A 17,746-nucleotide genomic window follows, 5' to 3' on the forward strand; every position below is an offset into this window, starting at 1 on the left:
ATATGTTTTTAAGAAAACAACGTTTTTCTCAAGTGATTGAAAGTACACCATTAGTTTCAATTGACTTAGTTATTGAGGATGAAAGTGGTCAAGTTTTACTTGGAGAGCGTTTAAATCGACCAGCTCAAGGTTTCTGGTTCGTTCCCGGTGGGCGTATTCTTAAGGATGAAAAGCTTGAAGGCGCCTTTGCTCGTTTAACTTTAGAGGAGCTTGGACATGAGTTTAAGCTCTCTCAGGCAACACTGTTGGGACCTTATACACACCTCTATGATGACAATGTATTTGGCAATGAGTTTACTACTCATTATGTCGCCATTGCTTATAAACTTGTTGTCACTCGCTCGGAATTGAATTTACCCATGGATGTACAGCATTCTCGCTATTGTTGGTGTCAAAAAGAAGAGCTATTGACTAGCGATAAAGTACATATCCATACTAAATGGTATTTTCAAAAATAGCTAAAACCATCACCTAATTAAAAACAACGAGTTGACTATGCTTATTCCTGTAATTATGGCCGGCGGCTCAGGTAGTCGTTTATGGCCTCTATCACGAGCCAAATACCCTAAACAATTCCTCGCGGTAACTGGTGAGCAAACAATGCTTCAACAAACATTAAGTCGCATGGTTGGCCTAGAGCACAATGCGCCGTTTGTTATCTGCAATGAAGAACATCGATTCCTGGTTGCTGAGCAACTTCGCCGTATTGATAGCCATCATAGTGGAATACTATTAGAGCCAGTAGGGCGTAATACTGCCCCGGCTATCGCTCTAGCTGCCAAGTTCGCCCTATCTAAACAACAAGCTTCAGGTGAAGATGCGTTGATGTTGGTCCTCGCTGCTGATCATGTAATTAAAGATACTCAATCTTTCCATCAATCGGTGCAAGCTGCAATTCCGTACGCACAACGTGGTGATATGGTCACATTCGGTATCAAAGCCAATGCTCCAGAAACAGGATATGGGTACATTAAAACTGGTAATACAGTTACCGTTAAGGATGAAAGTCGAGGCTTTAGTGTCGATAGTTTTGTCGAAAAGCCTAATCTTGAAACGGCAAAACAGTATCTAGCGGACGGTAGTTACTTGTGGAACAGTGGCATGTTTTTATTCAAAGCATCTACTTATCTTGAAGAGTTGGCAAGGTTTCGACCAGATATCTTGAAAGCATGTGAAAGTGCGTTCGACAGCCATTTTGACGACCTAGATTTTATTCGTGTGTCATCCGAAATATTCGCTCGGATCCCTGACGAATCGATAGATTTTGCGGTAATGGAAAAAACAGAAAAAGCTGTAGTTGTTCCTATGGATGCAAATTGGAGCGATGTCGGTTCTTGGTCGGCTCTGTGGGAAATAAATGATAAGGACGAGAAAGGCAATGCAACTCGTGGTGATGTGTTAACTGAGCAGACTCAGAATAGCTATATTTATTCACAGGATAAACTCGTAGCTACTGTTGGTGTCGAAAATCTTATCGTCGTAGAGACAAAAGATGCGGTACTAGTGGCTGATACAGACAAGGTGCAAGATGTAAAGTCGATTGTAAATCAGCTAAAACAACAAAACCGAGTAGAGTGTCAGCAACATCAAGAGGTATATCGTCCATGGGGATCTCACGAGACGGTATCAGAAGGTGAGCGTTATCATGTGAAGCAAGTATTAGTTAAGCCAAAAGAGAAAACAGCTCTGCAGATGCATCATCATAGAGCTGAGCATTGGGTTGTCGTGTCAGGTACGGCTAAAGTGACAAAAGGTAATGAAACTTTCCTTCTTACTGAAAATCAGTCAACTTATATTCCAGTGGGGACTCCGCATTCCGTAGAAAACCCGGGCCAAGTGCCTTTAGAGCTTATTGAAGTTCGCTCAGGGTCGTACTTAGAAGAAGACGATATTGTTCGTTTTGATGAACAAGCATCTAAGTTTGGTGGTGACTATTAACTGCTTGTTGAGATAAAAATTATGGTAACAAAACTAATTAGTAGTGAAGTGCTTAGTGCTTCAGGTGTTCAATTTGGTACTAGTGGTGCGCGAGGGCTCGTCACTCAGTTTACATCGGACGTTTGTGCTGCATTTACTCACGCATTTGTCGCATCAATGCGTAGGAATTTTCCTTTTACTCAAATGGCAGTAGCAATTGATAATCGCCCTAGTAGCCCAGCAATGGCGCAAGCTATCATTCAAGCGCTTACCGATGCTGGCATAGGAGCCATTTATTACGGTGTTGTGCCTACTCCTGCGCTGGCGTTTACTGCGATGCAAGATAATATGCCTTGTATAATGGTGACTGGGTCTCATATCCCATTTGATCGCAATGGAATTAAGTTCTACCGCCCGGATGGAGAGATCACTAAAGCAGATGAACAAGCAATCTTAACAGAGAAGGTAGGCTTTAGTGCTATCAATGACTTGCCTGAGTTAATGGTTTATTTCCGGGCGGCTGAGCTTTATCAAACGCGTTATACCGATTTGTTTGACGCAGATTTGTTAGCTGGAAAGCGTGTTGGTATTTATGAGCATTCAAGTGCCGGGAGAGATATTTACCCAGGGCTCTTTGAATCGTTTGGCGCTGAGGTTATTTCATTGGAGCGTACTGATGAGTTTGTTCCAATTGATACCGAAGCTGTAGCTGAATCTGACAAAGAGAAAGCACGTTTTTGGTCCAAGCAGTATAATTTAGATTTTATTTTTTCGACTGATGGAGATGGTGATCGTCCTTTAGTTGCAGATGAGAATGGCGAATGGCTGAGAGGTGATATCCTAGGCTTACTTTGCTCAAAGGCGCTTAAAATAGAAGCATTGGCTGTACCTGTTAGTTGCAACACTATTATTGCTGAGTCTAGCGAATTCGAAGCTGTATCTAAAACTCGAATTGGCTCGCCTTATGTCATCGCTGAATTTTCCGAATTAGCAAAAACGTTTAAAAAAATTGCTGGGTTTGAAGCTAACGGAGGATACTTGCTAGGAAGTGACGTCTCAGTAAATGAAAAGCCTCTAAAAGCATTGCCAACCCGAGACGCTGTTTTGCCAGCGCTAATGCTGCTTTCTTTAGCGAAAAATACATCGATCGAACGCTTGGTAAGCGATCTACCACAACGCTTCACGCATAGTGACCGCATTCAAAGCTTTGCGACAGAAAAGAGTTTATTGATATTGGAAAGTGGCCGTCAAAATACCACACAGTTTTTAGATTCTCTGGGGCTGTCAGAGCTTAATGCTGTTAGTATTGATAACACCGATGGATTAAGATTAGAGCTATCTAATGGTATGATCATTCATTTACGTCCGTCTGGCAATGCTCCTGAACTTCGTTGTTATGCGGAAGCTGAACGAATGGAAGATGCTATTTCTTTGGTTGAGAAAGTGTTAGAAAGTATCAAGTTAGTTTAGCTTTTTAGCTTTTTAGCACTTACACATAACCGATAATAGGGCTATGTGCTAAAGCGTGGTTCTAACTTTCTGAGCGTCAGTTTTATGATTTGCACGTTAAATAACCACCCAATAAAGAGTGTTCCTTGGGGAAGTCGTACAGCGATTCGAGAATACTTCGGTATTGGTAACTCGAATTTTGAACATTAAGCTGAAATTTGGATGGGAGATCATCCCTCCGCTAGTTCGATTATTTCTCCAGCTAGTGTTGATGCTTCTTTATGCGATGTTATTGTTAGTAACCCAGACTATTGATTGGGGGAGTGTTCCTCATCGCTTCCTTTTCTTATGAAAATTCTAGCATATCCATACAGGTTCAGTTAGGTGAATACTACATTTTAGGGAAAGGTTCTATCACGAGAGCTTAATTGTTAGGTGACCATGAAAGTTTCAATTATTACCGTTTGCTATAATTCTTCAGCAACGATAGAAGATACAATTAGATCCGTCAAATCTCAGACATATAAAGATATCGAGTACATTGTTATCGATGGTGGCTCTACAGATAATACCAATCAAATTGTCAATGATTACTCAGAGTTTGTTGATGTACATATCAGTGAGAGCGATGAGGGATTATATGATGCGATGAATAAGGGAATCACAATGGCAACAGGTGATGTTGTTGGGATCCTTAACTCTGATGATTTTTTTTGCACTGAACATAGTGTTGCAGACCTGATGTCTGGGTTTGTTTCTGACGACATCGACGGTGTGTATTCTGATCTAGTTTACGTAGAAGAAGGAGATACTTCTAAAGTAACTCGTCTATACAGCTCAAAAGTATATAAGCAATCGCTTATAAAATTTGGTTTAATGCTGCCACACCCAACTTTCTATGTTAAACGCAGTGTTTATGAGAAATGTGGATTATATAAAACGGATTATAGAGTCGCTGCAGATTTTGAGCTGATTGCGCGTTGCGTGTCTAAAGGCACTAAACTCAACCGAGTGCCAAAAATAACTGTAAAGATGCGCGAGGGAGGGATTAGTTCAAGTGGCTTGTTGTGGAGAGTTCATCAAAATGCCGAAATAGTACGAGCCTGTAGAGATAACGGTATTTACACAAACATAGCGATGGTTGCATTGAAACTACCCTACAAAATATTCACTTTATTAACTAGAAAATTTGTGAGTGTTTAGTTATGAAGATATTGGTAACAGGAGCAACAGGCTTTGTTGGTCAAAATCTTACTCAATTAAAGCAAGACTTTCGTTGCGTTGTTCGTGCGGGAAAAAAACACTTATATACTGATAGTTATACTGTTCCTACCATAGATGCATCAACGGAATGGAGTGATTGTTTTTATGATGTTGATGCCATTATTCACTTAGCTGGACTAGCACATAACAAGTCATATACTGATTCTGAATATCGAGCTGTAAATACAGATGGTACATTAAGGCTAGCTTTTAAAGCTGCAGAGGCCGGTGTAAAGCGCTTTGTTTTCGTAAGCTCAATTGGTGTTAATGGCTCCAACTCTTACGATAGCGCTTTTTTACCCAGTGACGTAGCGAAACCTCACAACGCTTACACACAGTCTAAATATGAAGCGGAGTCAGGGCTTTGGGATATATCTAACCAAACAGGTTTGGAAGTGGTAGTTGTAAGACCGACTCTGGTCTATGGAGCTGCAGCACCAGGCAATTTTGGTATGCTGACTAAATTAGTAAGTAGTATACCATTTCTGCCATTCGGTTTAGCTAATAATCGTAGAGATTTTATATCAGTTAATAATTTGGTTGATCTCTTGGTTGTATGTGCCAAACACAAAAATGCACCAGGAAATGTATTTTTAGCAAGTGAGAACAATACAATCTCGACAAGAGAGTTTATTAATGCTGTAGCATCTGGACAAGGTAGAAAGGTGTTTCAAATCCCAATCCCGGTTAGTCTTATGAACTTTGCGGGTCTCATGACTGGAAGGTCAACAATGATTGAGCAATTATTTGGAAATCTAGAGGTTGATTCCTCTAATATTAAGGAACAACTAAACTGGACACCTCCTTATTCCATGAAGGATGTTATGGCAACGTTGCGTAAATAGGAACAAGATAGGTAATGATTCGTATAATTGATTTTCTGGCAGCTTTTATTGGATTGCTTTTTCTGTGGCCGTTGTTACTTCTCGTTGTTATCGCGGGTTATTTTGATACACGTTCTCCAGTATTTGTTCAAGAACGTGTTGGTAGATATAAAAAGCCGTTTAAACTTATAAAGTTTAGGACAATGTCTGTTGATACACAGTCGGTGGCAAGTCACCTTGCAAGTAGTTCCTCCATTACAAGATTTGGTGCATTTTTACGAAAAACGAAAATCGATGAGTTACCACAACTTATAAATGTTCTCAAAGGTGAAATGAGTTTAGTTGGACCGCGCCCCAACCTTTATAATCAAGATAAACTTATTGCTGCTCGCGAAGAGCTTGGGGTTTACGAAGTGCTGCCAGGCATTACTGGTTTAGCACAAATTCAAAATATTGATATGTCAACACCTGAATTACTTGCCAAGATTGATAAGCAGATGATCGATACTTTGAGTATTGAAGATTATTTTAAATATATAATAAAGACGGCTACAGGAAGTGGTAGTGGAGATGCAGTTAAATAGTAACTTCTCCACATTCGTGGTTGTTAGATAGAGTAAATAAAAGAGTACAGTATGGCTAGGCTAAACCAAATTTGGAATTTACCTCGAGTTTACAAGCGTCTAATCAGTATAACTATTGATGCTTTTTTTGTTGTGGCTTCTTTTTATGCCGCGTACTGGAGCCGTATTGGTAATGTTAAACCCTTCGAAAGCTACTTGACTTGGTACGTAATAATCGGAACTTTGCTTGTGACAGTTTTTGCTTTTATGCGGCTTGGGCTTTATCGAGCGATACTAAGGTTTTTAACCTTTCATGCTTTAGCTGTTGTGAGTATAGGGACTATTATTTCGGCAGCATCAATCTCAGTTTTAGCTTTCTACTTTGATGCACCAGTCCCTCGTTCTGTACCAATCATTTATGGTGCCTTTTTATGTTTATTGTGTGGCGGCTCTCGTTTAATCGTTCGCGTTTTAGTTTCACAAGCTAACGGTAAGGGTATGAAGAAGGTATTGATATATGGTGCTGGAGCTGCAGGAAGGCAGCTAGCCTTAGCCTTACGTTCTTCTGACACACATAAAGTTGTTGGTTTTATTGATGAAGATAAAACTTTATACAACACGATTATAATGGGCCTTAAAGTTAAAAGTATCTGTCGTGTGGAAAAGCTTATTGAAAAACACTCAGTGAGCCAGATTTTGTTAGCTGTGCCTAGTGCTTCGAGAGCACGTCGTAAAGAAATCCTAGACTCTTTGGTTCATCTTTCAGCAGAAGTCCTTACGGTTCCCGACATGAAAGATATTGTTGATGGAAAAGCTCAAATCGATGAGTTGAAAGATGTCGCTATTGAAGATTTGCTAGGGCGTGACTCGGTTGCACCACAACAAGCTTTAATGGAAGCGAATATCAAAGGTAAGGTGGTTATGATCACTGGGGCTGGTGGTTCTATTGGCTCAGAACTCTGTCGTCAAATTGTTAAGCAAAAACCTAAGGCTTTGATCCTGTTTGAACTTTCTGAGTTTGGTTTATATCAAATAGATCGAGAATTATCGAACTTGGCCGAAGTTGAAAGCTTAAATGTAGAAATTGTCCCGCTACTTGGTTCTGTGCAACGCATAAATCGGCTAGCAACAACCATGAAGAGCTTTGGTGTACAAACTGTTTACCATGCAGCTGCTTACAAACACGTTCCTTTAGTAGAATACAATGTTGTAGAGGGTGTTCGTAACAACGTATTTGGAACTTATTATACTGCGAAAGCATCTATTGAAGCTCAAGTTGAGTCGTTTGTTTTGATTTCGACTGATAAGGCAGTGCGACCAACCAATGTTATGGGTACGACTAAACGTATGGCAGAGTTAGGTCTTCAAGCTTTAGCCGAACAGGAAAATGCTAAAAAGAATGGTACCCGTTTTTGTATGGTTCGATTCGGCAATGTTTTAGGTTCTTCGGGGTCAGTGATCCCTCTGTTTAAAAAGCAGATTGCAAGTGGCGGTCCAATTACAGTCACTCACCCAGATATCATTCGTTATTTCATGACAATCCCTGAGGCAGCACAGCTAGTGATCCAGGCGGGAGCTATGGGTAAAGGTGGTGATGTGTTTGTCCTCGATATGGGCGAGCCTGTAAAAATTACTGATCTAGCGGTAAATTTGATTCAGTTGTCAGGATTAGAATTGAAAGATGACAGTAATCCATATGGTGACATCTCTATAGAATTCTCTGGACTACGCCCAGGGGAAAAGCTATTTGAAGAATTGCTTATTGGTGACAATGTTGGCGAAACGGCTCACCCAAGAATTATGACTGCCAACGAACGTTTTCTTCCTTTGGATGAATATATTGAGGTTATAGATAAGTTAGATAAGGCCTGTCACAACTTCGAACATGATAAGATTAGGAAACTATTGCTTGAAGCACCGACAGATTTTAATCCAACCGACGGTATTGGTGATTTAGTTTGGCAAAAGCTTCATGAGGGTAAAGAAGAACAAATGGATACAATCCATTAGATGAAGAAAGAGCTCCAAATTTGGAGCTCTTCTTATATCCTTCTTTCTATCCAGAAATTTACAAAATTTGCTTCAACACCCGATCCGCTTTCACGCGGGTAATCTTGCGCATTAGCTTTTGCACTGCATCTGGATAGTCTTCTGCTTTTTCTAATTGTCTATAAGTGCAAATGAGCTGAGTATGCTGAAGAATATTCTCCACTTCTTTCTCAAACTGAGGTGTTAGATGGTGGAAGTTGTCTTGGATAAAGAGAGCGTTCTCCAGATCTAAGCTCCATGCTCTTGGATTTAGGTTATTACCTGTAATCAGCATGTAACGCTTGTCTACCCAGATACCTTTTAGGTGGAAGCTGTTTTCTTCATGCCTCCATAAATGGATCGAAAGTTTGCGACTGGCGATATTGGCCTCATTCGACTTGGCAAACTGTCGTAAATTGCGCTCATACAGATAAGGTAAACCACCGATGGTTTTAAACTCTTCTTCAGGAGAAATATAAAAGTCATTCGCTGTTTTATCGCCTACCACGATAGTCACTTTCACACCACGCTTTAGCGCTTTTTTTACTTCCTTGGCCACGCTACGCGGGAAGTTGAAATAGGGTGTGCAAATGAAAATCTCATCTTTGGCTTTTGCGAGTAACTGATTGATTCCCTGATTAAGCTTGTTGCGTTTTTTGCCCACGCCCACGATAGGCGTTACAGCAACCTGTTCTTGAGATACCGCTTGTGACTCAAATTGATAAGAGGACTTGGCAAGAGAAGCTCTTAGTTGGCGAATTTGCGCCTTTATCTCTTTGGTCTCTGGTTTCTTTGAACAAGCTAGATTGTTAACTGCAGGGTGGTCGATCATCTCTTTATGAACAAAGTTGACCATACTATCGGCCAGTGCTTTGTTATTTAGCACATGATAGCGGTCGAAACGATAACGTTCTTTGTAGTTGAGATAGATGTTGTTAAGACTTGCACCACTGTAGATAACTTGGTCATCAATAATGAAGCCTTTTAAGTGCAAAACACCAAATACTTCACGCCCACGAACCGGAACGCCATAGATAGGGATTCTGTGCTCATAATTATCCGCGAAGCTTTTATACATAGAGGCGTTGGTTTCGCCTGGCTCTGCACCAATTAAGCCGCGCTGAGCACGATGCCAATCAACACATACATTGATCTCTAGACCAGGGTTGCGCTGTTTCGCTTCATAGAGCTCAGTTAAGATCTCTCTTCCTGCTTCATCATCCTCCAAGTAAAGAGCAACCAGGTAGATTCGTTTACTTGCCTTACGAATCGCTTCTATTAAGCGAGTTCGAAAATCTTTAGCTGCATAAAGTGTCTCAAACTGAGCTGGGTCTTGCGCTAAAGTAGGAAGTTGTTCGAATAAGTTCCTATTAGTCATCATGTTGGATGGGTTACCTTTACTTAAAGTGGACAAGGATATTAGCAAAATGTGCTAGCAGTTCCTAGTTACCAGATCCTAGTTCGACAAGGCTAGTTGTAAAAGCTGTAATTTACTGGTTGGGACGAAGGCTGATTTCACCACCGATGAAGGTTTCTAAGCCATTTTCGGTTTCTAAAAGAACCGCGCCTTGTTCGTTGATACCTCTGGCGGTTCCGCTAATCTCCCTAGGTCCCATAAGCAGCTTTACTGGACGGTGGATAAAGTTATCTAAGCGATTCCATCTCTCGACAAAGCCTGCCATCCCATACAGCTCATAGTCATCTAAAGCCTTGTGGAGGGTAGTTATCATGGTAATCGCCAGTCGGTTTCTATCAATCTGTTGGTTATCTGCAACCTCATCTAAGCTGGCCCAAGGCTGGGTAATACCTTCTGTCGCCTCTGACATCATCAAGTTGAGCCCCATACCGATGACAAGGTTGGCCGCTGCACCAGCTTGGCCTGACATTTCGACCAGAATACCAGCGAGCTTCTTATCTTGATAATAGAGGTCATTCGGCCATTTTAATTTTACACCTGTTAGCCCCATCTCTTCGAGAGCTTCAACGATTGCCACACCAACTACCAGGCTTAATCCCATTGCGGCTGCCATACCTGCGTCTAAACGCCAAAACATCGATAAGTATAGGTTTGAGCCAAAAGGAGATACCCACTCACGTCCGCGGCGACCTCTACCTTTAGCCTGATACTCAGCAAGACACACTGATCCAGATTCTAAGCTATCGACTCTATCAAGTAGATACTGGTTGGTTGAGTCAATAATGGGTATTAGGTCTACTCGGTTCGTTAAACTATTTTGGAGTATTTCTTTGTCGAGCAATTGCATAGGCTTGGCGAGCTGGTAGCCCTTGCCCTGTATGCGAAACACATCGACGCCCCAAGCTTGGATGCCTTTTATATGCTTACTGACTGCGGCTCTGGATACGCCAAGTTGATCCCCTAGCTCTTCTCCGGAATGAAAGCCGCCTTGAGATAAAGCTTTCAAGATAGAAAGTTTTGCTGAATGCTCTTTCATTGCTGGCTCTCTAAGATTGTCTCTAGATTCGTTTCTGCATGAGAACCGATGAATCTCACTTCATGTTCCAACGCTATCTGATATTTTTCCAGCACGGTTTGGCGTACTGTGGCTGCTAGTTTGATCACATCGTTTGCGGTCGCATTGCTTGTATTCACTAGCACTAAAGCCTGTTTAGGGTGGACTTGAGCACCACCGATTTGATGGCCTTTCAGTTGGCATTGATCTATTAGCCAACCAGCGGCCACTTTTACGCCATCTTGTGTTGGGTACGCAGCAATATTGGGGAATTGCTTACTCAACATTTTGAACTGCTGGTTTGAAATAACAGGGTTCTTAAAGAAGCTCCCTGCATTGCCTAGCTTGGCAGGGTCTGGCAGCTTTTCCATTCGGATTTGGCAAACTCGCTCCAAAACATGCTGCGCAGTGAGCGTTTCGCTTTGTAGAGATTGAAGCGGGCCATATTCGATATTCGCTGACCACTGCTTGGGGAGTTTTAAGCCAATCGCTACAACCATCACTTTCTGAAACAGCTCATGTTTAAAAATGGAATCTCGATAGCCAAATTGACACTCTTCGGCACTCAGCCGTTTGGTATTAAAGGTTTCTAAACAAAGTACGTCGACATATTCGCAGATGTCTTTCAGCTCAACACCATAAGCGCCGATATTTTGAATAGGAGCGCTGCCTGCACAGCCGGGGATGAGAGCGAGATTCTCTAATCCAAAGTAACCTTGCTCAACACTCCATTTCACCAAGCTCGGCCAATCTTCACCGCCAGCTATATGCAAATGCCAATGCGTGTCGGTTTCACTGACCGATTTACCGAGTAAATTGTTGACTACCACCACACCTTGGTAGGGCTGGGTAAACAAAACGTTACTGCCTTTGCCCAAAATTAGTTTAGGAAGACTCAACCACTCTTGTTTTTGATAGACATGTTTGATTTCTTCAACGGTTGCAACTTCAACCAGATAAGAGCAGGTTTGCGAGATGGAAAAGGTATGGAAGCGACTAAGATCTGCGTTGGCTAATATTTGCATCGGATTTATCGAGTAATCTAAACTGCCTGCATTCTACCCTAAATTGAAGTTTGGTGATAATGAGCCCAATGCAGATTGAAACCTTAGACCCAATAAAACTCCCCCTTGTATCGCGTTTGTACAAAGCACACTATCCTTCAGGCAAGGCTAAAAAGGATGAGTTGACCATTGTTGGCTCCATTGAGCAGCAAATCGTCTCACTGGTTCGTTTTAGAAATATTGAGCAATTCCGTTTGCTAACAGGAATGCTAGTGATACCAGAGCACAGGGGAAGCGGCTTAGGTCATCAGTTAATGGGTTACTGCGCTCAGTATGTTTTATCGGAGCATGACTTCTGTTTTGCCTACGCACATCTAGAAACATTTTATGCTCAACATAACTTCAAGACGATTGACGCGAGTCAGTTACCTAGCTCGCTAAGAGGACTGTTTGAACGTTATAGCCTTAAGAAGCAACTCGTAGCGATGAAGTATGTCAAACCGTCCTGACATAGCGTTTCACAATGCTACTGCTGGTTCGCGAAGAGTGTTTTGACGCTGTAGCATAATCACGATGAGGCAGTTGGCAGTCTCAGAGTTGAGAAAGTAGGGTTGGCGTGTTTCATTTCTTATATCCTTCACCTAAGCTCTTCTTATGGTTCTGATAAAATTATCACTACTGGAGGGCTGTCATGAGCGCAACATTGATCAATCAAACCTTACCGACCTTTGATGAACTTATGGCTCTGGCACAAGATAATCCAGAAGCCTTTAATCGTTTAAAAAAAAATATGTGTAAAGAGATGATACAGTCTGCTTCCGAAGAAATGCAAGATAGGTTGTGGGCTCAGCAAAGTCACATTGACAGGGTAGTCGGTCATTGCAAAAACCCCAACCATACTAATGTCGTGTTGATGCGAGAATTAGTTAGCCAAATGGGAAAGTTTCACGAAGCTCTTGAAGGTGATGTTCGAGATAAGTTTGATAGGAACGTAGAAGTGATTCTGCTAGATGAATGGCGTTAAGATTATTAGTGTAATCAATTGTTCAAGTTAGGCTGAAGCCCTGTTCACTATATGTTCACTATGTTACACTCCCGCGCTGAATAGAAATATTGAATATTAAGGTACTATAAGCCTTAAAAGGAAAAAGTGTGAGCGGGAAAATTCAACAATCACCTAACGAGCAGCAATACTCACCTCAACTACCAAATTCCTTCCCAATTAGTGACGAAATTGATCTTAGAGAGCTATTAAAAGCTCTTTGGGGTGGCAAATTATTAATATTAGCTACTACCTTCGGATTCGCTGTTATGGCAGTTGTTTTTGCAATTAAATCTCAAGAATGGTGGTCATCCACGGCTAAGATCGCCCGACCTCAAGCTCAAGATATGGCGGAATACAGACAACAGGTTAAGCAGTTTCAACCCGTTTTTGATATTTATCAAGATGATGGTACGGTTTTAGTTAGTGAAGAGCTTGATAACTTGATTGATTCGGAAGTTCTGTTTAACCGATTTGTTGATGCCTTCAACTCGAGTAATAACAAACGTAGATTTTTAGACTCAAGTGAAGAGTTTCAACAGTTTAAAGGGAAAATTGGTAGTGAACTAAATGATGAGGAGCTAATTAAAGCTAGGAGTGTTTTATACTCGGAATGGCTCGGGAAGATTTCAGCTAAGGCTGAAAACCCTAGCAATGAAATGACTCCTTACAATATTAGCTTTCAATCGACGACAAGTGAAAGTAGCTATTTGTTGCTGGTTAACTATATAAAAAATATAAAGATTAAGGCACACCAAGATGCGCTAAATAATTTAGAAGCAATGGTTTCTGCTAAGAAAAATGAGCTGGTACAGCAAAAGGGAATCCTTGAGGCTCAAGCTAAAAATCGTTTATTAGTCGAAGCAGACCGAGCTCGCTATGCGCTCAGTATAGCGAAAGCTGCAGGAGTCACATCTCCAATTCAAACTAATAGTAGTCGAGAGCTGTTCGGGATTGATATGGGTTCAAAAGCACTAGCTGCTAAAGTAGAAGCTCTAAACTCGATAAAGAACCTTAGTGTTATCGAACCTCGCCTTCAGCAAATTAATGCTAAATTGCAAATGCTAAAAGATTTAAAGGTTGATCGCAGTATTGACTTTCAGACCTTCCGCTTTTTAGAAAATGTTGAACAGCCAATAACACGAGACAAGCCAAAACGTGCTCTGATTGTTATTTTGGGTACCTTACTTGGTGGCATGCTGGGTGTGGCTATCGTGTTGATACACTTCGCTTCCCGTAGAATGCAAGATTAAATAAATACTAATTGGTAGCTGGCTGGATTCACTTTCTAGTGAATCCGGTTTTTATCATCCCAAATAGTATCTAAGAACTAGATCACACAAAAACTTCCTCTTTCCCCTTGGGTTTCTGCTCTCAGCCCCTCATATAGACACTATTAGGCTGTTATAGCCATTCATCATGTCAAATATGGAAACTAATCAGGAGAGACGACCGATGAACATTCGTCCATTACACGACCGAGTTATCGTAGAACGCCAAGAAGTTGAGTCTAAATCAGCGGGTGGTATTGTTCTGACTGGTTCTGCTGCAGAGAAATCAACTCGCGGCGTAATTCTAGCTGTAGGTAAAGGCCGCATTCTAGAAAATGGCACTGTGATGCCACTGGACGTTAAAGTCGGCGACACAGTTATCTTCGCTGAAGGTTACGGTACTAAGACTGAAAAAATTGACGGTAAAGAAGTACTAGTGATGTCTGAAAATGACATCATGGCGATCGTTGAGTAATAGCAATCATTGAGTAATTTTTTGCTCAGATTCAGTTGAAAATCAAAACAAAGAATTTAGAAAAGGAAACTAAAGATGGCTGCTAAAGACGTTAAATTTGGTAACGACGCACGCGTAAAAATGCTAGAGGGTGTAAACGTTCTGGCTGACGCGGTAAAAGTAACACTTGGCCCTAAAGGCCGTAACGTTGTTCTAGACAAATCTTTCGGTGCACCAACGATTACTAAAGATGGTGTATCTGTAGCGCGCGAAATTGAGCTTGAAGACAAGTTCCAAAACATGGGCGCACAAATGGTTAAAGAAGTAGCGTCTCAAGCGAATGATGCTGCGGGTGACGGTACAACTACAGCGACGGTACTTGCTCAGGCGATCGTAAATGAAGGTCTAAAAGCTGTTGCCGCTGGTATGAACCCAATGGATCTTAAGCGTGGTATCGACAAAGCGGTAATCGCTGCGGTTGAAGAACTTAAAGCACTGTCTGTTGAATGTGCTGATACCAAAGCGATTGCACAAGTAGGTACTATCTCTGCAAACTCAGATTCAAGCGTAGGTAACATCATTGCTGAAGCGATGGAAAAAGTAGGTCGTGATGGCGTTATCACGGTTGAAGAAGGTCAAGCTCTACAAGATGAGCTAGATGTTGTTGAAGGTATGCAGTTCGACCGCGGTTACCTATCACCTTACTTCATCAACAATCAAGAAGCAGGGTCTGTTGATCTAGAAAACCCATTCATTCTTCTGATCGACAAGAAAGTTTCTAACATCCGCGAACTTCTTCCTACTCTAGAAGCGGTAGCAAAAGCATCTCGTCCACTTCTGATCATTGCTGAAGATGTAGAAGGTGAAGCACTAGCAACTCTAGTGGTAAACAACATGCGTGGTATCGTGAAAGTGGCTGCTGTTAAAGCGCCAGGCTTCGGTGACCGCCGTAAAGCCATGCTTCAAGACATTGCTATCCTAACGGGTGGTACAGTGATTTCTGAAGAAGTGGGTCTGGAGCTAGAAAAAGTAGTTTTAGAAGACCTAGGTCAAGCAAAGCGTGTTGCTATCACTAAAGAAAACACAACTATCATCGATGGCATTGGTGAAGAAGCAATGATCTCTGGTCGTGTTGCTCAGATCCGTCAGCAAATCGAAGAAGCGACTTCAGACTACGACAAAGAGAAGCTACAGGAGCGCGTTGCTAAGCTAGCTGGTGGTGTTGCAGTAATCAAAGTTGGCGCTGCTACTGAAGTTGAAATGAAAGAGAAGAAAGACCGCGTAGAAGATGCGCTTCATGCAACTCGCGCTGCGGTTGAAGAAGGTGTTGTTGCTGGTGGTGGTGTAGCACTAATCCGCGCAGCTTCTAAGATCACTGAACTTCAAGGTGATAACGAAGAGCAAAACGTTGGTATCCGCGTTGCTCTACGTGCAATGGAAGCGCCTATCCGTCAAATCACTACCAACGCAGGCGATGAAGAATCTGTGGTTGCGAACAACGTGAAAGGTGGTGAAGGTTCTTACGGTTACAATGCGGCAACTGGTGAGTACGGTGACATGCTTGAGATGGGTATCCTAGACCCAACAAAAGTAACTCGTTCTGCACTTCAGTTCGCGGCATCAGTTGCTGGCCTAATGATCACAACAGAAGCAATGGTTACAGACCTACCTCAGAAAGATGCTCCTGCAATGCCTGATATGGGTGGCATGGGCGGTATGGGTGGAATGGGCGGTATGATGTAATCCCCCTGAGCTACTTCAGCCAAATAAAAACGGAGCCTTTAGGCTCCGTTTTCGTATCTGATGTTCTGTGATTACAGGGTAAGAAGCTTATCTACCCCAAGCAACTCCAATAGATGCTAGAGAATAATCTCTCTTACTTCAGCGTCTTTGCGTTCAAGATAGTGAATGGACTTAATACGGCGAATGGTGCGGCAGCGGCCACGGATAAGCAGTGTTTCCGTAGTTGCAATGTTACCTTGGCGAGTGATGCCATCAAGCAGATCACCTTTAGTAATACCAGTTGCTGAGAAGACCACATTATCACTCTTGGCCATGTCTTCCATGGTGAGTACGACATTTGCTTCTACACCCATTTCTTTGCAGCGTGTTAGCTCTGCTGTGCCGTAAATACGGTTCTCTTCCGTATCGCCTTTGACTTCATGACGAGGCAGTAAACGGCCATGCATGTCGCCATCCAGAGCGCGGATGACAGCTGCAGACACCACCCCTTCAGGAGCGCCGCCAATGCAGTACATCGCATCGACTTCGCTATCAGGCATACATGTCAGAATCGAAGCGGCCACATCGCCATCTGGAACTGCAAACACACGCACTCCCATCGCCTGCATCTCCCCAATCACTTGATCATGGCGCGGTTTAGCCAGCGTAATGACGACCAGCGTATCTAGTGTTTTATTCAACGCTTGAGCGATATTCTCTAGATTGTCTTTCAGTGGCTTATTAAGGTCGATACAGCCTTTCGCACCTGGACCTACGACCAGCTTTTCCATGTACATGTCAGGTGCTTTTAGGAAGCTGCCTTTCTCACCTGCGGCGAGTACTGCTAACGCATTTGATTGCCCCATAGCTGTCATGCGCGTACCTTCAATTGGGTCGACTGCTATATCGACTTCATCACCGCCGATTCCGACGTTTTCACCAATGTACAGCATAGGCGCATCATCAATCTCGCCTTCACCAATCACAATTTCACCACTGATATCGGTCTTGTTGAGCAAGATTCGCATCACTTCAACGGCAGCACCGTCAGCCGCATTTTTGTCACCACGCCCCAGCCATTTATAACCAGCCAATGCGGCGCCTTCTGTTACTCGGGAAAATGCCATTGCTAAATCGCGTTTCATGATGACTCCAAATATAGAGAATAGGGGAATGAATTAAATGCGCAGGATTTTAACATAGTTGCAAGTAAACGTTTGCCATTTTCGCCTAGCGGAATTGAACTTGATCAAAATGAGGTGAAAATCGACAAAAAATTTGGCCTCATCGCTTCTCCGTCAGTGCATTGTCAATGTATGCTGTTTTTTTGACCGAATGGTGCGAAATATAGAATATAGGGCGTGTTTATCACTCTCTGCCTGAGTAGAATGAGGACATTAGGTGGAGAAAGCTCTTCACAATAACCGGACAATACAAGGTAGGCTAAGATGTCTTTTGAAGTACTAGAAAAACTAGAAGCGAAAATCCAAACTGCAGTTGACACCATTGCACTTCTACAAATGGAAGTGGAAGAGCTGAAAGAAGAAAAAGAGAAGCTGGCAGTAGAAGCAAATGAGCTTCGTTCTAGCCGTGAAGAGATCGAACAAAAAGCGCAGCAGATGCAACAAGAGCATTCCGCTTGGCAGGAGCGTATTCGTAACCTGCTAGGTAAGATGGACGAAGTAGAGTAATTATCGTCTAATGACAAAAAGGGTGGCTATGGCCACCCTTTTTGCGT

General features: G+C 42.3%; 17 protein-coding genes. 13 read left to right on the forward strand and 4 right to left on the reverse strand.

The genetic code is table 11. From position 1 onward, the window contains the following. Positions 1–2 precede the first annotated feature (2 nt). The 7 genes from F0265_RS18735 to F0265_RS18765 all read left to right on the forward strand — a co-directional run bounded on the left by F0265_RS18735 (position 3) and on the right by F0265_RS18765 (position 8,026). Positions 3–458, forward strand: coding sequence for a GDP-mannose mannosyl hydrolase (locus tag F0265_RS18735; RefSeq protein WP_171749999.1), 456 nt, complete (start codon positions 3–5; stop codon positions 456–458). Positions 459–495: 37 nt separating this feature from the next. Beyond that, positions 496–1,938 (forward strand): mannose-1-phosphate guanylyltransferase/mannose-6-phosphate isomerase, encoded by a 1,443-nt coding sequence (locus F0265_RS18740; protein WP_171750000.1) that lies wholly within the window; start codon positions 496–498, stop codon positions 1,936–1,938. A gap of 21 nt (positions 1,939–1,959) precedes the next feature. Continuing rightward, complete coding sequence (locus tag F0265_RS18745) at positions 1,960–3,387, forward strand: phosphomannomutase (protein WP_171750001.1); 1,428 nt, start codon at positions 1,960–1,962, stop codon at positions 3,385–3,387. Between the two features lie 420 nt (positions 3,388–3,807). Further along, a complete protein-coding gene (locus F0265_RS18750; RefSeq protein WP_171750002.1) occupies positions 3,808–4,569 on the forward strand; it encodes a glycosyltransferase family 2 protein in 762 nt (253 codons plus the stop codon). A 2-nt stretch (positions 4,570–4,571) separates the two neighbouring features. After that, positions 4,572–5,474, forward strand: coding sequence for an NAD-dependent epimerase/dehydratase family protein (locus F0265_RS18755; RefSeq protein ID WP_171750003.1), 903 nt, complete (start codon positions 4,572–4,574; stop codon positions 5,472–5,474). 14 nt (positions 5,475–5,488) lie between these two features. After that, positions 5,489–6,037 carry a sugar transferase gene (locus F0265_RS18760; protein ID WP_095665434.1) on the forward strand — a complete coding sequence of 183 codons (549 nt, stop codon included), beginning with the start codon at positions 5,489–5,491 and terminating at the stop codon, positions 6,035–6,037. A gap of 51 nt (positions 6,038–6,088) precedes the next feature. Then, positions 6,089–8,026 carry a nucleoside-diphosphate sugar epimerase/dehydratase gene (locus F0265_RS18765; protein WP_171750004.1) on the forward strand — a complete coding sequence of 646 codons (1,938 nt, stop codon included), beginning with the start codon at positions 6,089–6,091 and terminating at the stop codon, positions 8,024–8,026. Between the two features lie 58 nt (positions 8,027–8,084). Here F0265_RS18765 and pssA read toward each other — a convergent pair whose 3' ends face one another. The 3 genes from pssA to murB form a co-directional block, all read right to left on the reverse strand. Then, complete coding sequence (pssA, locus tag F0265_RS18770; protein ID WP_171750005.1) at positions 8,085–9,425, reverse strand: CDP-diacylglycerol--serine O-phosphatidyltransferase; 1,341 nt, start codon at positions 9,423–9,425, stop codon at positions 8,085–8,087. Positions 9,426–9,534: 109 nt separating this feature from the next. After that, on the reverse strand, positions 9,535–10,497 hold the full coding sequence (gene birA, locus F0265_RS18775; protein ID WP_171750006.1) for a bifunctional biotin--[acetyl-CoA-carboxylase] ligase/biotin operon repressor BirA: 963 nt from the start codon (positions 10,495–10,497) through the stop codon (positions 9,535–9,537). Next, complete coding sequence (gene murB / locus F0265_RS18780) at positions 10,494–11,540, reverse strand: UDP-N-acetylmuramate dehydrogenase (RefSeq protein ID WP_171750007.1); 1,047 nt, start codon at positions 11,538–11,540, stop codon at positions 10,494–10,496. Before murB ends, birA begins: the two co-directional genes overlap by 4 nt. 68 nt (positions 11,541–11,608) lie before the next feature. On the opposite strand from murB, the gene F0265_RS18785 reads away from it, so the two are divergent. The 5 genes from F0265_RS18785 (at position 11,609) to groL (ending at position 16,029) form a co-directional block, all read left to right on the forward strand. Then, the gene (locus tag F0265_RS18785; RefSeq protein ID WP_095665429.1) at positions 11,609–12,028 is read left to right on the forward strand and encodes a GNAT family N-acetyltransferase; all 420 of its coding nucleotides are present in this window, start codon (positions 11,609–11,611) and stop codon (positions 12,026–12,028) included. A 182-nt stretch (positions 12,029–12,210) separates the two neighbouring features. After that, positions 12,211–12,543: a DUF3135 domain-containing protein gene (locus F0265_RS18790; protein WP_171750008.1), complete on the forward strand. Its 333-nt coding sequence runs from the start codon at positions 12,211–12,213 to the stop codon at positions 12,541–12,543. A 128-nt stretch (positions 12,544–12,671) separates the two neighbouring features. Beyond that, the gene (locus tag F0265_RS18795; protein WP_171750009.1) at positions 12,672–13,814 is read left to right on the forward strand and encodes a Wzz/FepE/Etk N-terminal domain-containing protein; all 1,143 of its coding nucleotides are present in this window, start codon (positions 12,672–12,674) and stop codon (positions 13,812–13,814) included. Between the two features lie 202 nt (positions 13,815–14,016). Next, positions 14,017–14,307, forward strand: a complete 291-nt coding sequence (locus F0265_RS18800; RefSeq protein ID WP_043009484.1) for a co-chaperone GroES — start codon at positions 14,017–14,019, stop codon at positions 14,305–14,307. Positions 14,308–14,382: 75 nt separating this feature from the next. Continuing rightward, positions 14,383–16,029 carry a chaperonin GroEL gene (gene groL / locus F0265_RS18805; protein WP_038513939.1) on the forward strand — a complete coding sequence of 549 codons (1,647 nt, stop codon included), beginning with the start codon at positions 14,383–14,385 and terminating at the stop codon, positions 16,027–16,029. Between the two features lie 116 nt (positions 16,030–16,145). On the opposite strand, the gene glpX is transcribed toward groL, so the two are convergent. Beyond that, positions 16,146–17,153, reverse strand: a complete 1,008-nt coding sequence (gene glpX, locus F0265_RS18810; protein ID WP_171750010.1) for a class II fructose-bisphosphatase — start codon at positions 17,151–17,153, stop codon at positions 16,146–16,148. Positions 17,154–17,456: 303 nt separating this feature from the next. Between glpX and zapB the strand changes: the two genes are divergently transcribed. Next, positions 17,457–17,699 carry a cell division protein ZapB gene (zapB, locus tag F0265_RS18815; protein WP_006963347.1) on the forward strand — a complete coding sequence of 81 codons (243 nt, stop codon included), beginning with the start codon at positions 17,457–17,459 and terminating at the stop codon, positions 17,697–17,699. Positions 17,700–17,746: the final 47 nt, after the last annotated feature.

Origin of the sequence: Vibrio sp. RE88, from assembly GCF_013113835.1 — a bacterium.
Taxonomy (GTDB): domain Bacteria; phylum Pseudomonadota; class Gammaproteobacteria; order Enterobacterales; family Vibrionaceae; genus Vibrio.